Genomic DNA, 18,512 nt, shown 5'->3' with positions numbered 1-18,512 from the left:
ATCTATTTGCAAGCATAGCTGTTTCTTCATCTGCTTAAACTCTGCATTTGATGCCTTTGCACCAACGGCTGGAAGTGTTTTAAGCTTTTTGTCTTTTTCATCATAAACTTCAAGCTCAAATGCTGTATTCAGATAAATCTTGAACTTTCTTCCTTGCTGTAATATATCTATATAATCTCTGTCAAGGCTTGTTCTGCCCTCAGTAAGTTTTACAACAATATGCCATTTTTCTTTGCTTGTTTTATTGTTTTGGGGAAATTTATTAGCTAATCGTTAGTATTGACTAACGATTAGAACTGGCACCGAAAAACGATACCAGTTCTATTTCATAGGTTATGGTTAAATTTTAAAATTTAAGATTTCTTAAATCTGTAAAGAATTGATGCGACCAATGCAGCTACAATAAAGACAAGTGCAATTCCTGCAGCTGTTTCGTTTGCCCCTGTTTCAACTGTTCCTGCGTCTTTGCCGTTAGATGTATTTGTGCTACTTGTATTTTCTGTATTGCTATTTACTTCGGAAGGCTCATTATTTGATGTTTCTTCTGAGCTTTCAACATCACTTGGCTCTGATGGTTCAAATGATGATTCGTCAGAAACAACATTTGAATCTTCATTTGAGGATTCATCGTTTGAAGATTCCTCTGATGATTCAGGAGCAGATGGCTCTCTGTTTACTGTATAAGAAAGTGTAGCAGTATCATAACCATTTGCCTGAATAACAATCTGATATTCTCCATCTACACCGAATACAGGGCCATATTCATAAGTTGTTACAGCACTTGCACCCTTACCTGTTGTTGTAGCGGCTGTATATTGTGCATCAATATCTATAACTCCATTAGCGTCAAATATATCGGCTGTATAAGTAGGCTTACCTCTTTCTTTTTCGATATACTTAATAACTCCGCCATTAGGGTCAGTTATAGAGATAGATGTAAATGCTGAGATATAATCTGCAACACCGTCTGTCTTATCATCAAGGAGAAGCTGACCGTCTTTAAGTGATGCCTGAGCAGTTGTCTTTAGTGTGAAATCTGTTGAAACGCTTGCATACTTGCCCTTTGCATCAGACAAAACTGCTGTATACTTATTAGGAACTGCATTTGTGAAATTGAGTTTATCGTTGCTATATGTGCTATCAAGCCCCTCAACTGTAACCTGTGGCTCGAAATCGTTTGGAATATCGCTTACAAGGCAACTTGTTGAACCGTCTGTAATATAAGCATCATTAACATCAATACTACCGTTGTGCTTAATTGCAACATATTGATTCATTGTGAAATTATAGATACCATTAGCTGTGATATACTGTACATTATCGAGGGTTTCACCCATAATCGCCTCATAAGGTTCTGAACGAAGTGGACAACCATGAGCTTCTGTTGTAAAACCTGTTGACCATGCAAGCTTGGTGTTTTTCCAGATGTTTTCCTGTGAATAAAGGCCGTAATCATCGCCTTCTGCTGTTTCAAGAACTACACCATAAACTACATTATCATTGAAAATGTCATTTACATTGCTTAAGGAAATCTGATAGTCACCATATTTTGAACTTGTTGAGAATGTATAGTTTGCATCTACGGTTTCTGTCTTTCCTTCAGCTTCACTAAACGAAAGAACACCATTATCTACTGTAAGCTCCTTATATACTGCTGGAACTTCTGTAAGTTCAGTAAAGCCAAGCTCATCAAAATTACTTGCTGATTTAAGCTTTGCATAATCTTCTGCTGAAACCTTTACAGGGAAAATAACACCGTTGATATATCCCATTGTGTTGTCTGCATTTTCTGAAGTATACGTCCCTGCGTTGAGGTTTTGGTTTGTATACTTATTCATAGTAGCAGAGCTTACTGCATCAACATAATCAGTGCTTGTAACACCCTTTGTTGTATCAACATTTTCTCCTAAATAAAAATCGTGATACGAAATCTTCATTGTACCGTAAACATAGTCTGCGGAATTTTTGCTGCTATTTGACGCAAACGCTGCACTTGATGTTACACTAAGAACCAGTGCTGTCGCCAAAACAGCTGAAACTGTTTTTTTGCTGTTCATAACGAACCTCCCTAAAATATTTTGGTTAGTTTTTTCTAATAATCTAATTAGTTATAACTAACTGCCTTTATTTTATACCTAATTTTTCCAAAAGTCAATAAAGCAAAATAAAAAATTTTTAGAATTTTATGGGTAAACTATTCTGCGAGAAAATAGCCTGATGTCTGGTCAATTATAGAAAAGCTTTCTTTTAATCCATCTGTGACATAGATTTTCTTATCATCAGTCATAAGAATGGCTTCTATACCGTATTTTTCGCAATATTCAAGAGCCTTGTCTTTTCCTAAAACAAAAAGTGTTGTTGAAAGTGCGTCGCAAAGCATACCGTCTTCATCGACAATCGTTACAGAAAGCAAGCCGTTTTCTGCTGGATATCCGCTTTTAGGGTCTATTATATGATGATAACTCTTACCGTTTTCCTCAAAATATCTCTGATAGCCACCAGATGTTACAACTGCCTTATCTACTACTTCAATACGACAAAGTTGTTTTGAGGAATCTTCGGGATTGCATATAGAAACTCCCCACGCACTGCCATCGGGTTTTGAACCTATTGTCTGAATATTTCCACCAAGATTAAGCAAAGCACTCTCTATTCCCATAGAACGAATTTTTTCTGCGGCTTTCTTGCCAGCATAGCCCTTTGCAATACCACCAAGGTCTATTTCTATATTTTGGGGAACTGTTACTGTACCTTCTTTTTCGTTAAGCGTAATATTTGAACTATCAACATATTCAAGATTTTTTAAAATTTCTTCCTTATTTGGAACTTCATACTTCCCTGTTGTAAAACCCCAAAGCTTAACTATTGGATAGATTGTAATATCAAACGCACCACCGCTTTTTTTATTGACATCAAGAGCAGTTGATATAAGTGCAAGCGTATCTTCTGAAATCTTTATTGCATTATTTGCAGAAGAATTTATCTTGGAAATTTCACTTTCGGGGTTTGTTACAGAAAGCTTATTTTCCAAATCCTCTACAAGAGCTGATGCCTCATTTACAGCAGTTTTTGCATTTTCGCCATAAGCCTTAAAATTCATATAAGTATCCATTGCAAAAAATGACAAACTTTTTTCGTTGCTATTATCGTAATCACTGCTAAGAGAAATTTCATAAACTGATGAGGTTTTTCCGTTTGAATTATTACAAGCTGTAAGATTAAAAAAAAGAGTTACCATTATTAAAGCTAAAATTCGTTTTTTCATATCAATTCTTTGCACTGTTCAAAGCCTGTTCAACCGCTGCCATGATACCCTCTGAGGAGTATGTAGCACCACTTGTTGCATCAACACTTGTGCTTTGACTTGCAATAATTTGTGATGTTACATTTTGAACACAGCTCTCAAAATACCAAAGGTCGCTTTCGTCTGACGTTGCCTCTATATTTGTGATTATATCGTCCTTAATTGTGATTGTTACATAGATATTTCCATCATAACCATAGGCCGAACCGCTGAACTTTCCGTCCTTATACTTATTTTGTACAATAGGTACTTTTGATGTTTCTTGTGCTGATGTTTCAGGCTTTGAAACAGTATTACCACTATTTGATGGCTTACTTGTTATAGATTGGTTTGGCTTCGAAGTTGATGGCTTTGAGCTTATATTATTTTTGCTTGATGAACTGCTATTATTGTTATTTGAAGCGGATGGTTTACTGCTTTGCGTGGTATTATTAGAAATGCTATTATCTTTTGTTGTGATTTGGCTACTTTGAGAATTGCTCTTTGATGTTTCATTCTCTGTTAACTTACTCTCTACTTTTGATGAAGCTGATGATGTTAATGAAGTTTTTGAGCTTTCAGAAGCTGTTGACTGAGATTCTTCTTTGCTTTTAACTGATGTTGTTTCTGAGATTTGACTTACTTCTGAGGTTTCAACATGAAGCTGGCTTTCTGCATTAGAATTATCAGCAGTGGCAACAGAACCTTCTGAGGAATATGCAAAGGTTTTAACTGGTATTCTTGCAGGTGCTGCAGTATTTCCATTGCTTAAAAATACAAAGAGGCAAACTGCTCCAACAATTCCCACTGTACAAATTCCTGAACCTGCATTAAGAGCAAGCTTGATATTTGAGTTCTTTTTAAGAAGATATTTTCTTACACGCATTACAAGGTATACACCAAAAACTATTGTATAAAGAATGAGACTGAGTGCGTAATCTCCTCGGCGAGCCTGTGCACTTGAATATGTCAAAAGGAAGATATGAATATAAATCAGAGCGTAAAAAACATATGCAAAACGCTGAAGTCTTTTCCAAAGCTTTGGCTTCATTTTCTTTCTTACCTTTGGAAATGACATTATTGTAAGTGGTATCATAATAACAAGCATTAGCAATGATGCGATAGCAGCAAGAAGCTGTGTTACTGGCATTGTTGAAGCTGATGTAAAAAGTCTTACAAAATAGATTTTTCCAAAGAAAATATTATGGCAAAGTATCATTATTGAAGCCATAATCGAAAGTTCACCACGAATGACAATCAGCTTTTTCATTAGTGCAGAACCATTTTTCAACGCTCCCGTATACATAACAATGATGAAAATTGCTGTTGCAAGAGAACCTCTCCTGAATAAAGCAAGAATGTAATTATTGACAAAATCAGGTACGCCATCAAACGGAATGAGTGCCAATACAATAGTTATTATTCCTGCTCCGCTGTAAAACAAAATTGGGTGCTTTTTGAGAGCTTTTCCACATAAAAAGACAAAAGCTACTGCAAGCACAAGTGAAATTATAAGTAGCATTATTATCCCTCCATTTTTTATTTTTATCGAAATTTAAGCTACAAAAATCCCGACAAAATCTTTCTTATTAGCATTAAATCCCCACCCCTATAAATTAGTGATAGCTAACTTTAAGATACTTTTTTAACACAAAGTATCTTATTAAGCCTATCAAGAAAAGCTCCCTTAGCAAGACTTCTATCAAGAAATTCAGTAATTAAGCCTGTTATCAGACCTGTTATACAACCTGAAATTAAAAGTACAGGTAAATAACAAATAACCGTCCATGAGCCTAAAACTACAACTGCAGCTAAAATCTGTCCTATATTATGAAAAATTGCTCCTACAACACTTGCAAACCATACTGTCTTTTTCTTTGTTATGTATAGAACTATGCTCATTGCAAGTAAACTAAGTATACCACCCGAAAGGCTATAAAATAAGGACATTATCTGTCCAGCAAATATTGAAGCTAAAATTATTCTTACAATTAAAACTGTAAATGCAGAGCGTTTGTTAGTATTTACAAGCAAAAACAGCGTTACTATATTTGCAAAGCCAGGCTTTATTCCAGGAATATTGATTACTGGTGGCATTAAACTTTCAAGCACAAATATTGTCAATGATATTGTAACAAACATTGAAAGAATCGCTATCTTTCTTATATTTAAGCTATTATTCTCTCTCAATTCACATCACCTAATTTGCAACTGCATCTATGGAATTATCTGTATTATCCGAAATTTCTATGATGATTTTATTCGGCAAGCAAACAACGGGTACAGATGAATTATCTATAAATCCTGTATCTATACAGATATGGTCGGTACAGCTTGCTTCTATAATTCCTATACTGCCGTTTCGTACCTCTACTATATTTTCAGACTTATCCTCGCCATCTATGGTTAATCTATATGTTTCTTTAACAGAATTTAAATCTATTGTATAGATAAGTTTTTTGTCCTGATAAATGCGGGCGATTTTTTCATCTTGATTTTTTGCATTATTATTTATCGCAAGCACTGCAACAGTTGAAGTTATCAGTATCAGCACAAAAATTATGGCACAAATAATATTTCTTTTTATAATTATCATCTCTTTTTAGTTAGTGTTGATTAACTGCACTTTAAAAAATATAGGGATTTCTCCCTGAATATTAAATTATGTTTCGGAAATACATAATTTACACATATGGTCAATATATTTCGACACAATGGTAATATATTCCGTCTGCCGATTATTTTATCACAACGGAAATTTGTTGTCAATAATAAGATTTTCTGTAATTTTAATTTATTATACGCAAATTGATGGTAAGCGTCAACAAAAGTTAATTTAAAATCTTTAATCAAGCTGTTTTTAACTGTGAATTTGCAACTAAAAATGGCTTTTTATTCTGAAAGCATTTTAGAGTTATTTTCTACTTGTAAAACCTTGATATTTTTGGTATAATTATAAGGCACTTAGAGTAATAATGCTAAAATTTGTAAAATAGGACTGAATGAATTGAACGAATTATTATCAAGAAGAATCGTTGTTAAGGTTGGTACTTCAACCTTGACATACGAAAATGGAAAACTTAATCTTAAAAATTTTGAAAATCTTTGTAAGGTTCTGAGTGACCTCCAAAATATGGGCAAGCAAGTTATACTTGTAAGCTCAGGTGCTATCGGCGTTGGCTTTGGTAAGCTTAATCTTCCTGAAAGACCCAAGGAAACCCGTTATAAACAGGCTGTTGCCGCTGTCGGTCAATGCGAGCTTATGTTTATGTATGATAAGGTTTTTGGAGAATATAATCATACCGTTGCTCAGGTTCTTTTGACAAAGAATGTTCTCTTTAACGAACATCTCCGCCAAAATGCTTATAATACTTTCAGCACTCTTCTTGAGATGGGAATTATTCCGATAGTAAACGAAAACGATACTGTTGCTATTGATGAGCTTGTTGGAAATAACTTCGGCGATAACGATAATCTCTCAGCAATTGTTGCCGATTTGCTTGATGCTGATTTGCTTGTTATTATGTCTGATATTGACGGACTTTATGACTGCGACCCAAGAAAAAATAAAGACGCAAAACGCTTTGAAGTTGTTAAGCTTATTGATGACGATATTCGTAAAATGGCAAGCGGTTCAGGCTCGAACAGAGGTACTGGCGGTATGATTACAAAGGTTTCTGCAGCGGCTGTCGCAAATGAAGCCGGAATAAATTGCTGTGTTATGAACGGGAATGCTCCTGAAAGACTTTTAAACCTTATTCAGGGCGAAAGTGTAGGAACTATGTTTCTTGCAAGCAAGTAATTTAAAATTGGAGTGAAACACATTGCTAAAGGTAGAACGAATCTCTGTAATGAACCTTGAAAATGCTATGAGAGGTGCAAGAAATCCGCTTAACAGTTGGGCAAGAAGTGATAGCTACTATGATGAAAATGGACAGTATATTCTTGGAGAAAACGACCTCGGACTTGCAAAGAGGCTGGCGAGAGCGGGCAGCGACCACAGAAAATATCTAAGACAGATATTTATTTCAGTTGATGTTACAGCACCTATGTACTGGTGGAAAGAATATGATACTTATAAGGTTGCTACTGTTGCAAACTCTACAAGCACTATGCATAAGATTCACAGCAAGGAATTTTCTCGTGATGATTTCAGTCTTGATAAATTAGATGAAGATTCTATGGCTTTCTTTGATACTATTATTGCAAAACTTGAAGAGCTTCGATTGAAATATACTGAAACTAAAGATAAGCAATATTGGTATGATATAATTCAACTTTTGCCATCAAGCTATAACCAAATGAGAACCTGCTCACTAAATTATGAAACTCTTATAAATATATATTATGCAAGAAAGGGTCACAAGCTTGATGAATGGCATACTTTCTGCGATTTTATAAAGACTCTCCCCTATGCTAAAGATTTAATTATGATAAAAGATGAGGTGCAATAAAATGACTATTCTTGAGGAAATGGGTAAAAAAGCCAAAGAGGCTGCTCGTACACTTGCTGTAATGGGCGAAGAAAAGAATGACGCATTAAAGCTTATTGCTAAGGCTCTTATAGATAATACAGACGCTATTCTTGCAGCAAATAAAATTGATGTTGATAATGGTCGTGCAAACGGTCTTACAGAATCTATTATAGATAGACTCAGCCTTAGCAAGGCTCGTATTGAAGGTATGGCTCAAGGTGTACTTGATGTTGCGGCTTTGCCAGACCCTATCGGTGCAGTTCTTAGCGGAAGCAAGCGTCCTAATGGGCTTAATATAACTAAAGTTCGTGTTCCGATTGGTGTTATAGGAATTATATTTGAGGCTCGTCCAAATGTTACTTCTGATGCTGCTTCTCTTTGCCTTAAAAGCGGAAATGCAGTAATTCTTCGTGGTGGTAAGGAAGCTATCAATTCAAACAAGTGCATTGCAGATATTATGCGTTCTGCTCTTGAAAAATCTGTGCTTGATAAGAATTGTATCCAACTTATTGAGGATACAACTCGCCAATCATCTGTTGAACTTATGGGACTTGTTGATTATCTCGATTTGCTCATTCCTCGTGGTGGTGCAGGTCTTATCAAAGCTGTCGTTGAAAATGCAAAAGTTCCTGTTATCGAAACTGGTGTTGGCAACTGCCATGTTTTTGTTGATGAAAGTGCGGATATTGATATGGCTGCCAACATTATATATAATGCAAAAACTTCTCGCCCATCTGTTTGCAATGCGATTGAAACTATTCTTGTACATAAGAATATCGCAGAAAAAGCCCTGCCTGTAATTAAGGCAAGGCTTGATGAAAAAAATGTTGAGCTTCGTGGCTGTGAGCGTACAAGAGAAATTCTTGGTGACAGCGTTATTCCTGCAATTGAGGCTGACTGGGCAACAGAATATCTTGATTATATTCTTGCAGTTAAGGTTGTTGACAACATTGATGAGGCTATTGCTCATATCACAAAGTATTCAAGCGGTCACAGCGAGTGCATTGTAACTGAAAACTATAAGAACGCTAACCGTTTCAAGAATGAGGTTGATGCTGCCGCTGTATATGTTAATGCTTCAACAAGATTTACTGACGGAGGAATGTTCGGTCTCGGTGCAGAAATAGGAATTTCTACACAGAAAATTCACGCAAGAGGTCCCATGGGACTTAACGAGCTTACCTCTATGAAATTTATCATTGAGGGTGATGGTCAAATCAGATAAGCAAATAAAGAAGTGCAAGCATAATGCCATTGTTATCCTCTTCGCCACTTAGAAGTACCAAGAGCAAAAGGATAAGGCTTTTTTCCTTATCCTTAAAAAATCCCTCTAAAATATCATTTGGCTTTTTGCTTTCTGATATTTCAGGTGGTTCTGGAGGTTCTGTCGGTTCGGTTTCGTGAATTTCAGGCAGTTTATCTTGTGTCTTTGGAGTTTGCTGTCTGCCTGTTCTTGAGGCGGATATATTCTTTGCCCTTTGTTGCATATCCCGAACACGCCTCACAGCTTCCTGTTGCATTCTGCCTATATCATCATCTGAAGAATTCATAGCAAGCCTCCTTTATCTGAACATTTCAAACATATCTGTTCCTTTAAGAAGTGGCAGTAAACGCATTATTCGCATCAGACGAATTCCCTCGTCAAGCTTTTTACGCTTCTCTTCACTTAAAAAGGGTCTTAATGCTTTAAGTAGACAGGTTGTTTCATCATCTTCTTTGAATGTATTCAATATAGGCATAATTTTCATCATTGTGCCCATCATATCCATAGGAAGCATTGATTCGTTCGGCTTTGGAGGAGGTTCTGGAGGCTTTGGCTTAGGCTGTTCCTGTGGTTCGCCTTGACTCAAAAGCCCACTTAATCCCTGTATTTTGCTCATGATTTCGGGGTCATTCATCAATGACATAAGCTTTTGAGACATGTCGTCCATAGGTTACTTCTCTCCTTTAAGCTTTTTCATAATGGCTTGTGCTTCTGGCGTTCTTAATATGCGTTCAGCTTCAGATTTATTTGCGAGTGCATTCATAAGCTTGCTTTTTTGCACTTGGTCTAAAGAATTTATGAGCTTTTCGATTTCTTTTTTATCCATAAAAATCACCACCTGTATATATTTTATTCGTGCTGATAACATTATATGTTAATGGAGGTAAATATGAGAATAGTAGTTGTATCAGATTCACACAAGGATTTTTATTCACTTCAGAAAGCTGTATTAAGCCAGTCTTCTGCGGAAGTTGTAGTGTTTTGTGGAGATGGCAACGAGGATATGGATACTCTTGCTGTAACTATTCCTGACAAGATGATTATTTCTGTAAGGGGTAATTGTGATTGGTGTTCTGAAAAGCGTTATTCCGAGGAAATTACTCTTGAGAATAAGCATATCTTCGTAACTCATGGACACCTTTTCGGGGTTAAATCTGGTTATTCACAGATAATCAATCAGGCTCATTTGCTTGATACTGATATTCTTCTTTTTGGTCATACTCATGTTCCTTATACAGCATATGATGACGGAATGTATATTATGAATCCTGGTTCAATAGGATATACAGGAACTTACGGCATTGTTGATATTACCCCATCTGGTATTATGACTAATATTATTAAATTATAAATTATTTTTAGTGAGGTGCTTTTCCTATGCGTTCAGTTGATGTTTTAATTATCGGAAGTGGTCCAGCAGGGCTTGCGGCAGCTATTTATACTGGCAGGGCTATGCGTTCAACAGTTGTTTGCGAAAGGGATTATATGTCCACAGGTCAAATTGTAGAAAGCGATTGTATTGATAACTATCCAGGTCTTCCAAATATTGAAGGATATGAACTTGGTGAGAAATTCAAGGCTCACGCACAGGCATATGGCACTGAATTTATTGAGGATGAAGTTATTAAAATTGAAAAAAGTGCAAATGGTAGCTTTGTTATAAAATTTAAAAGTGATAATCTTCTTTCTGTAAAGGCTATTATCTATGCGGCGGGTGCTTCTCATAGAAAGCTTGGTATTGACGGAGAATTCGCACTCAGAGGTGCTGGTGTTTCTTATTGTGCAGTTTGTGATGGTGCATTTTTCAAAGATAAGACAACTGTTGTTATTGGTGGTGGCGACACTGCCCTTGGTGATGCTCTCTTGCTCTCGAAAATATGTAAGCAAGTATTCGTAATATATCGTGGAGAAAAACTTCGTGCAGCAAAATCATTACAAAACAAAGCTAACGATACTGTTAATATTGATATTATTTATAATGCTATTCCCACTTCGTTTAATGGCGATAAACATCTTTCTTCTATCTCATTAAAAAACACAAAGACTGGCAAGACAGCTGAGCTTAACGCTGAAGGTGCTTTTATTGCGATTGGTTCTAATCCTAATTCTCAAATTCTTAAAGGCTTAGTTGAGCTTGATAAAAGTGGCTATGTTGTTGCGGACGAAACAGGCAAGACTTCTGTTTCTGGAATATTTGTTGCAGGTGATGTCCGAACAAAGGCTCTAAGACAGGTTGTAACTGCTGTTTCGGACGGTGCTAATGCGGCTATTTCTGCTGAAAATTATATAAACCAAATTATAAAATAAAAATCCAAGCTTGGTTAAATACACTGCCTAAAATTGTATAAACAGTACAAAAAAGCTACTTAAGATAGAAAATTAAATTTTAAACAACAAACTGATTTCGTTTTTCAAGCGGAGTCAGTTTTCTTTTAATTGAATACAATATTTGTTATAAAAATTAATATTTGCTTTTTCGATATGTTAATCCTTGTTCTTTCAAATTCAATAATTTTTTTCTCATATTGTTGTATATGTTAATATTCTCTTGGCATAACAAAACCTCCTATGGCAACTTCTTTAAATCTGCCATGGGAGGTCGTTTTTTCATTGTCTGTTTATTTATATGCACGAAATATTATAATCTTTTTATTTTATATTACCATACAAATTAAATTTATTGCTAATGCCGTAACACAGGCGAAAATTGCTACTATCAATAAGCTTTTTTCCTTAAAAGCCATTATACAAGCCACTATAAGGCCTGCAATAGATGAGATATAATTACCAGTTGAAAATAATATTGCTGGGAATGTCATTGCACCAAGCACAGCATATGGTACATAATAAAGGAAGCTCTTTATAAATGTGTTTGTGATTTTACCTTTGAAAATCACAAACGGTAAAACTCTTATAAGATATGTAACACCTGCCATAATAAAAAGATAAATAAAAAAATCTCTTATAATCATTCTTTTTCCTCCTTAATAGGAAAGAAAATTGCACCAATTGATGCTGCAATTATCGTACATATAATGATTACAAAACCGCTTGAAACATTATTCAAAAGAGGTAACCATTTAAATGCACAACTTAAAATTACAGATATAACCACAACTTTTAGTATTGATGAGTTTTTCTTAGCAGGTGGAACTATTATTGCAATAAACATTCCATAAATAGCTATGCACATAGAATCTCTTACAACGCTTGGCAAAACACTTCCAACAGTAACACCCAAAAATGTTCCGCCTGTCCAACCCAAAACTGGAAGAAGAATTAGACCGTAAAGATATTTGTTGCTTATTTCTTTTTCATTTCCCATTGACACTGCAAATATTTCATCAGTAATTCCAAAGCCTATTATCCATCGATGTATACCCCTTACACTTTTATCTGTTTTTTGCGACAGAGATAACGACATCAAAGCATATCTGAGATTTATTATAAATTGAGTGCAAGCCATTTCCATCCAAAAACCTCCGCCTCTTACCATTATATCAAGACCTGCAAATTGTCCAGCAGATGTTATGTTTGTAAAAGAAATCATAACTGCTTCCCACCAAGCTAAACCTACACCTACTGCTTGCAATCCAAATGTAAAAGAAACAGAGATATATCCTAAGGCTATTGGTATACCATCTTTCAAGCCTTTTTTAAAATCTGTCATATCTTACTCCACGTAGCTCTTAATAAGTATTATATTATCGTCAAAACACCTATTGATTTCAAGAAAAGTAAAACAAGCATAATCAAAGCAATATATTTAATCATTACAATATATAGCCTTTTTCTGCCCATTTTTTCTCCATTTTTCTCGACTTCATCAATAACTGTTTTTGGCTTGACAATCCAACCAATAAGAATACAAGTGCCTATCGCTACTAATGGCATAAAGAAGTTATTGCTTATATAATCCATAATATCAAGAATTTGTGCAGTTGTACCGTTTGGCAATGGCATTTCAAAATAAAATATATTATATCCCAAGCAAACAACTATACCTACTACTATGGCAATCACTGTTTCAAGAGAGGCTGCTTTTACTCTTGAAAATTTAAACTTATCCATAAAACTTGATACTATCGCCTCCATAACAGACACAGAACTTGTTATAGCTGCAAAAAGTACCATCGCAAAGAAAAGACAGCCTACAACATTTCCTATCGAACCCATAGCCGCAAAAACTTTCGGCAATGAAACAAACATCAGGCTTGGACCAGATGCTTCCATTCCTTCAGTACCAGCAAATGTAAATACGGCTGGAATAATCATAACACCAGCAAGAAAAGCTACTGCTGTATCAAAAATTTCAATCTGATTTATTGACTTTTTAAGGTCAGCTTCATCACTGACATATGAACCATAGGCAATCATAATACCCATTGCAACGCTCAAACTGAAAAATAGCTGTCCCATAGCATCAAGCAAAACTGAGAAAAAACTTTTTATGGTCATTCCTTCAAAATTCGGAACAACATAAACCATAAGTCCCTGCAGACCTGTTCTTGTAACACCATTTTCGTCTGTATGACTAATTGTAAGTGAAAATATAGCAATAACAACAACAAGCAAAATCAAGATTGGCATAAGAATTTTTGAAAATGACTCTATACCTTTATTTACTCCTCTAAATATGACAAATGCTGTTGCAAAAAGAAAGAGTAAAAGCATAATGATAGGCTCATAGCTTCCTGAAATAAATGATGTAAAGTATCCATCTTGAGCCGCACTTGAACCATTTCCAGTAAGATAAATAAGAAAATATTTAAGTACCCAACCACCAATAGCACAATAATAAGGTAAAATAATTATAGGGACAAGGCAGGCAATCACTCCTAAGCCTTTCCATTTTTTATTAAGCTTACCATAAGCAGTTAAAGGACTTTGTTTTGTTTTTCTTCCGATTGCGACTTCTGTTATAAGTATGGTAAAGCCAAAGGTAAGTGCAAGAATGATGTAAATTACAAGGAACATTCCTCCGCCATCTTTTGCTGCCAAATACGGAAATCTCCATATATTTCCTAAACCAACAGCACTACCTGCTGCAGCAAGTACAAAGCCAATTGAACCTTTAAACGAATTTCGTTTTGTATGCGTTTCCATAAATCAACTTAATCCTCCTATTATTTTATGCTAGCATATTTTTGAAAATTTTTAGCTGTATATTAATGTACCCCCTACATAAATTAAAATCTTATAGATTTAAAAAGCTAAAATTTCCATCAAAATACACCATATTATTATATCATTAATAGTCCTACTTCTCAACTAAATATTAATAAACTTCCAGGGTTTTAATGAGTAAACAAAAAATAATGTAATCAATCGGGGTGAAATATAAATATACTCTATATAACCCATTACAAGTTCACTAACCGAGGGTACACCATGATTAATAAAATCTGGATTTCTTAACTTTTCTTGACAAAATCTAAATAATCGCTTTCAATTTTTAATTACTTGAGAGCGGTTTTTAAACTCGCAGATTGTAAAATTAAGATGAAATAATAAAAAATAATCTCTCAATAGAAACGATTTCGTAGTAGAATTAAGTTACCAAAGGAAATCGTCACTATGGATACACTCACAGTTTATGCTTTTTAATATTGAAAACATATTGATTTTAAAGTATAATTAATGCGTGAAAATTTATTGGAGGCGTTATGATTGACACTTTTACAATTAAGGTATGCAGCTATGGTTGCCGAAAAAGGCACTATCACAGAAGCTGCAAATGAATTATATATATCTCAACCAAGCCTTACTAAAGCTATTAAAGAGCTTGAAAAAGAAATGGGAATTACTATTTTTGTTCGTACAAATAAAGGAATAACAATATCAAAAGATGGTGAACAGTTCTTGTCTTATGCGAGGCAAGTCCTTGAGCAAGCTAATTTATTGGAAGAAAAATATAAGCATACAAACTCTATAATTAAAAAACAATTCTGTATATCAACTCAACACTATTCATTTGCTGTAAATGCCTTTGTAGACCTTGTAAAAGAATATGGTGGTGATAAATACGATTTTTCTCTAAGAGAAACTCAGACTTACGAGATAATAGAAGATGTTGCTAATATGAAAAGCGAAATCGGCATTTTATATATGAATAGTTTTAACGAAGTTGTCCTTAAGAAAATTCTTAAATCTAAAGGCTTGAAATTTACTGAGCTTTTTGTTGCACAACCCCATATATTTATCAGCAAAAGCCACCCATTGGCAAATAGAGAATCTGTTACTATGGAAGAGCTTGATAAATACCCATATTTATCATTTGAGCAAGGTGAACATAATTCTTTTTACTATTCCGAAGAGATTTTCAGCATTGTAGAAAGACCTAAAAACATAAGGGTTCGTGATAGAGCCTCTCTATTTAATTTGCTCATTGGTTTAAATGGTTATACAGTTTGTAGTGGAGTTATTGATGAAGAACTTAATGGCAATATCGCCTCCGTACCACTAATCAAAGAAGGAAATATGCACATTGGCATAGTCACACATCAAAAATCAAGTTTCAGCCATTTAACTATTGCTTATATAGAAGCCCTTAAGCAATATATCCAATAATAATTGTCTCAAAAATAATGTCACTTTTGTTTTTATATATAAACAATATAAACAAAAGTGACTATTTAATATTATTTGTTAATTTGAAAGAAGCATACGGTCATTTTCAAGCTTAGAATTACTTACCATCTCAAATTTCTTAAGAAGCTCATCAACTGTAAGTTTTTTCTTTTCTTCGCCAGAAATATCAAGAATTACCTTTCCGTTATTCATCATTATAAGACGATTGCCATGAACAATAGCATCTTTCATATTATGTGTAACCATAAGAGCTGTGAGATTATTTTCTTTGATAATTTTGTCACTCAGCTCAAGAACCTTTGAAGCTGTTTTAGGGTCAAGTGCTGCTGTGTGTTCATCAAGCAATAAAAGCTTTGGTTTTTGCAATGTAGCCATAAGAAGTGTTATAGCCTGTCGCTGACCACCTGAAAGAAGTCCAACCTTAGAACTCATTCTATCTTCAAGACCAAGTTCAAACTCTGCAAGGAGTTCTCTATACTTTTCTCTTTCTTTAGCTTTTACACCCCAAGAAAGACCCCTACGTTTACCTCTGCGAGCAGCAAGAGCAAGATTTTCTATGATTTCCATATCAGCAACAGTTCCAGTCATAGGGTCCTGAAAAACTCTTCCAAGATAAGGTGCTCTTTTATGCTCAGAAAGTCCAGAAACATCTTTGCCATCAATTATTATAGCTCCGCTATCAACAGGCCATACACCTGCAATAGCATTAAGTGTTGTAGACTTTCCTGCTCCATTACCACCTATAACTGTACAGAAATCTCCCTCATTAAGTGTAAGATTTACTCCATTAAGAGCGTGTTTCTCATTGACTGTGCCTTTGTTGAAGGTTTTGTAAATTTCTTTAATTTCAAGCATTTATTAACCCTCCACTTTTTGTGCTTTAGAATTTTGCTTTGCTACCTTTTTAAAGGAATTTGTAGCTCTACTACGAATATTCGGAACAGCAAGGAAAATAGCAACTATAATTGCTGTAAATAGCTTTGTATCGTCTGTTGGCATCTTGAGCCAAAGAACTATTCCCATTGCGATATAATAGAGTATTCCACCAACAATAACAAAAATGAGTCTGATAATAAAATTTATATGCTTGCGGAAAATTGCTTCTCCAAGAACTTCACCAATAATGACAGCAGCAAGACCTATAACTATTGCACCTCTGCCCATATTTACATCAGCAAATCCTTGATATTGTGAAAAGATTGAGCCAGAGAATGCGACAACTGCATTAGAAAGTGCAAGTGCAATAACCTTTGTGAAGTTTATGTTTATACCTTGAGCCTTACTCATAGCTGGGTTACTTCCTGTTGAACGAATAGTTGTTCCTTGCTCTGTGCCAAAGTACCAATACATAGCAACTATAACAATTGCAACCACTATAAGTGCAATTATGATTGCCATATTAATATTACTTGCTGAAATAACTAATGAATAGTTTCTATAACTTATTGGAAGGTTTGATTTTCCCATTATATTCAAATTTATAGAATATAATGCAATCTGTGTAAGAATACCTGAAAGAATATCAGGTATTCCAAGAAGTGTATGTAGCAAGCCTGTGACCAAACCAGCCAGTAGACCCGCCGCAACAGCTACAAGCATAGCAACCCATATCGGACAACCGTTTATCAGCATAATAGCAGTAACTGCACCACCAGTTGCAAATGAACCATCAACACTCAAATCTGCAAAATGCAGAAGTTTATAAGTTATAAATACTCCTAAACCCATCAAGCCCCAAATGATTCCCTGTGCTATATTTCCAGGAAGTGCATTAAGGAAGCTCATGAAATCTAAGGATGAAAAGTATGAAACAATATCCATAACTGATTCTCCATATGTTTTATTTTTTATTTTTTAATAGCGGTATAACCATCAGGAATCTTTACACCAAGTTCTTTGCATCTTTCTGCATCATACATTTTTGTGACATTAGGTGCAGATTTGATTTCCATTTTAGAAATATCTTTGCCATTTACAAGAATATCATATGCCATTTCACCTGTTTTTTGACCAAGCTCATAATAACTGATAGAAAGTGTTGCTACGCCACAACCCTTACAGATACCCTCTTCACCTGCAATTATAGGAGTCTTTGCAGCAATAGCAATATTGTTGATTATTCCAGTATTATTTGCAGCAGTATTATCTGTTGGAATATAAAGCACATCATTCTTATCACAAGCATCTTTAGCAATAGCTGCAATATCATTAGAATCAGAGAATGTATATGAGCTAACCTTATATCCAAATTTCTCTAAGAAAGGTGTAATTGTATCAGCCTGATATTTAGAGTTAGCCTCTGCTGAGCAATAAAGGATACCAACATTTTTAGCGTCAGGGAAAATTTCATTAAGCATCTTAGCCTGCTCTTCAAGTGGTGCAAGGTCTGATGTACCTGAAACATTCATATTAGAAACACCTGTCCAGTCCTTTATATCAAGAGCAGTTGCATAGTCTGTAATTGATGTTCCAAGAACTGGAATTTTATCTGTGTTTGTATAAGCTGCCTGCAAAGCTGCTGTACCATTGCCAAGAATAAGGTCAACATTTGATGAAACAAACTGATTACAGATTGTTGTACAGTTTGCTGAATCACCCTGTGCATTTTGTTCGTCAAATTTAACTTTTGAACCAAGTTTCTCTGTTAAAGTATCTTTAAAGCCCTTTGTAGCTGCGTCAAGAGCCTCATGCTGTATGAGCTGGCAAATACCAATATTATACACCTTGCTGTTATCTGAATTTCCATCTACTGAAGATACTGATGAATCAGAACTTCCACAGCCTGTCATACTTATAGACATTGTAAGAGCGGTAAGAGCCGCAAGTCCCATACTTAAAATTTTCTTAGATTTTTTCATATTTTTTCCTCCTAATGTACATTTGTGTTTAGAAAAGTCAA

The 18,512-nt window shown here is 35.0% G+C and carries 20 protein-coding genes; 6 read left to right on the top strand and 14 right to left on the bottom strand.

Annotated features, from left to right (window positions below; all coding sequences use genetic code 11):
* Positions 1-353: 353 nt before the first annotated feature.
* From C9914_RS05805 to C9914_RS05785, 5 genes are all read right to left on the bottom strand, one after another.
* A complete protein-coding gene (locus C9914_RS05805; protein WP_106764045.1) occupies positions 354-2,057 on the bottom strand; it encodes a hypothetical protein in 1,704 nt (567 codons plus the stop codon).
* Positions 2,058-2,194: 137 nt separating this feature from the next.
* Positions 2,195-3,265: an FAD:protein FMN transferase gene (locus tag C9914_RS05800; protein WP_158707344.1), complete on the bottom strand. Its 1,071-nt coding sequence runs from the start codon at positions 3,263-3,265 to the stop codon at positions 2,195-2,197.
* A gap of 1 nt (position 3,266) precedes the next feature.
* Positions 3,267-4,805: an FMN-binding protein gene (locus tag C9914_RS05795; RefSeq protein WP_106764042.1), complete on the bottom strand. Its 1,539-nt coding sequence runs from the start codon at positions 4,803-4,805 to the stop codon at positions 3,267-3,269.
* Positions 4,806-4,915: 110 nt separating this feature from the next.
* The gene (locus C9914_RS05790) at positions 4,916-5,473 is read right to left on the bottom strand and encodes a Gx transporter family protein (RefSeq protein WP_242972065.1); all 558 of its coding nucleotides are present in this window, start codon (positions 5,471-5,473) and stop codon (positions 4,916-4,918) included.
* A 10-nt stretch (positions 5,474-5,483) separates the two neighbouring features.
* The gene (locus C9914_RS05785; RefSeq protein ID WP_158707343.1) at positions 5,484-5,837 is read right to left on the bottom strand and encodes a NusG domain II-containing protein; all 354 of its coding nucleotides are present in this window, start codon (positions 5,835-5,837) and stop codon (positions 5,484-5,486) included.
* A gap of 444 nt (positions 5,838-6,281) precedes the next feature.
* Between C9914_RS05785 and proB the strand changes: the two genes are divergently transcribed.
* Genes proB through C9914_RS05770 form a run of 3 tightly spaced genes read left to right on the top strand, consistent with a single transcriptional unit; the run spans position 6,282 to position 8,983 of the window.
* The gene (proB, locus tag C9914_RS05780; RefSeq protein WP_106764038.1) at positions 6,282-7,085 is read left to right on the top strand and encodes a glutamate 5-kinase; all 804 of its coding nucleotides are present in this window, start codon (positions 6,282-6,284) and stop codon (positions 7,083-7,085) included.
* A 22-nt stretch (positions 7,086-7,107) separates the two neighbouring features.
* Positions 7,108-7,737: a hypothetical protein gene (locus C9914_RS05775; protein ID WP_022265185.1), complete on the top strand. Its 630-nt coding sequence runs from the start codon at positions 7,108-7,110 to the stop codon at positions 7,735-7,737.
* Position 7,738: 1 nt separating this feature from the next.
* On the top strand, positions 7,739-8,983 hold the full coding sequence (locus C9914_RS05770; RefSeq protein ID WP_106764036.1) for a glutamate-5-semialdehyde dehydrogenase: 1,245 nt from the start codon (positions 7,739-7,741) through the stop codon (positions 8,981-8,983).
* On the opposite strand, the gene C9914_RS05765 is transcribed toward C9914_RS05770, so the two are convergent.
* Genes C9914_RS05765 through C9914_RS11485 form a run of 3 tightly spaced genes read right to left on the bottom strand, consistent with a single transcriptional unit; the run spans position 8,976 to position 9,848 of the window.
* Entirely contained in the window at positions 8,976-9,308 is a 333-nt protein-coding gene (locus tag C9914_RS05765) for a hypothetical protein (RefSeq protein WP_106764034.1), read from the bottom strand. The genes C9914_RS05770 and C9914_RS05765 overlap by 8 nt on opposite strands.
* A gap of 12 nt (positions 9,309-9,320) precedes the next feature.
* Positions 9,321-9,689 carry a hypothetical protein gene (locus C9914_RS05760; RefSeq protein ID WP_022265188.1) on the bottom strand — a complete coding sequence of 123 codons (369 nt, stop codon included), beginning with the start codon at positions 9,687-9,689 and terminating at the stop codon, positions 9,321-9,323.
* Between the two features lie 3 nt (positions 9,690-9,692).
* Entirely contained in the window at positions 9,693-9,848 is a 156-nt protein-coding gene (locus C9914_RS11485; RefSeq protein ID WP_022265189.1) for a hypothetical protein, read from the bottom strand.
* A gap of 63 nt (positions 9,849-9,911) precedes the next feature.
* Here C9914_RS11485 and C9914_RS05755 point away from each other — a divergent pair, with 63 nt between their 5' ends.
* Positions 9,912-10,373 carry a YfcE family phosphodiesterase gene (locus C9914_RS05755; protein ID WP_022265190.1) on the top strand — a complete coding sequence of 154 codons (462 nt, stop codon included), beginning with the start codon at positions 9,912-9,914 and terminating at the stop codon, positions 10,371-10,373.
* A gap of 26 nt (positions 10,374-10,399) precedes the next feature.
* Positions 10,400-11,329 (top strand): thioredoxin-disulfide reductase, encoded by a 930-nt coding sequence (gene trxB / locus C9914_RS05750; protein ID WP_106764033.1) that lies wholly within the window; start codon positions 10,400-10,402, stop codon positions 11,327-11,329.
* 347 nt (positions 11,330-11,676) lie between these two features.
* On the opposite strand, the gene C9914_RS05745 is transcribed toward trxB, so the two are convergent.
* From C9914_RS05745 to C9914_RS05735, 3 genes are read right to left on the bottom strand one after another with little or no spacing between them, the layout of a single operon-like run.
* A complete protein-coding gene (locus tag C9914_RS05745) occupies positions 11,677-11,994 on the bottom strand; it encodes an AzlD domain-containing protein (RefSeq protein WP_022265192.1) in 318 nt (105 codons plus the stop codon).
* Entirely contained in the window at positions 11,991-12,692 is a 702-nt protein-coding gene (locus C9914_RS05740) for an AzlC family ABC transporter permease (protein WP_022265193.1), read from the bottom strand. Before C9914_RS05740 ends, C9914_RS05745 begins: the two co-directional genes overlap by 4 nt.
* A 29-nt stretch (positions 12,693-12,721) precedes the next feature.
* A complete protein-coding gene (locus C9914_RS05735) occupies positions 12,722-14,128 on the bottom strand; it encodes a sodium-dependent transporter (protein WP_106764031.1) in 1,407 nt (468 codons plus the stop codon).
* Positions 14,129-14,692: 564 nt separating this feature from the next.
* Between C9914_RS05735 and C9914_RS05730 the strand changes: the two genes are divergently transcribed.
* Positions 14,693-15,592, top strand: a complete 900-nt coding sequence (locus C9914_RS05730) for a LysR family transcriptional regulator (RefSeq protein WP_106764029.1) — start codon at positions 14,693-14,695, stop codon at positions 15,590-15,592.
* Positions 15,593-15,670: 78 nt separating this feature from the next.
* On the opposite strand, the gene C9914_RS05725 is transcribed toward C9914_RS05730, so the two are convergent.
* From C9914_RS05725 to C9914_RS05715, 3 genes are read right to left on the bottom strand one after another with little or no spacing between them, the layout of a single operon-like run.
* Complete coding sequence (locus C9914_RS05725) at positions 15,671-16,468, bottom strand: ABC transporter ATP-binding protein (RefSeq protein WP_022265196.1); 798 nt, start codon at positions 16,466-16,468, stop codon at positions 15,671-15,673.
* 3 nt (positions 16,469-16,471) lie between these two features.
* Positions 16,472-17,434 carry an ABC transporter permease gene (locus C9914_RS05720; protein ID WP_106764028.1) on the bottom strand — a complete coding sequence of 321 codons (963 nt, stop codon included), beginning with the start codon at positions 17,432-17,434 and terminating at the stop codon, positions 16,472-16,474.
* Positions 17,435-17,460: 26 nt separating this feature from the next.
* Positions 17,461-18,471, bottom strand: a complete 1,011-nt coding sequence (locus tag C9914_RS05715; protein WP_106764026.1) for an ABC transporter substrate-binding protein — start codon at positions 18,469-18,471, stop codon at positions 17,461-17,463.
* Positions 18,472-18,512: the final 41 nt, after the last annotated feature.

The sequence above is a fragment of the Pseudoruminococcus massiliensis genome, assembly GCF_900291955.1.
Taxonomy (GTDB): domain Bacteria; phylum Bacillota; class Clostridia; order Oscillospirales; family Acutalibacteraceae; genus Pseudoruminococcus; species Pseudoruminococcus massiliensis.
Note: the sequence above shows the minus strand (reverse complement) of the source record. Positions and strands in the feature narration are given on the sequence as shown.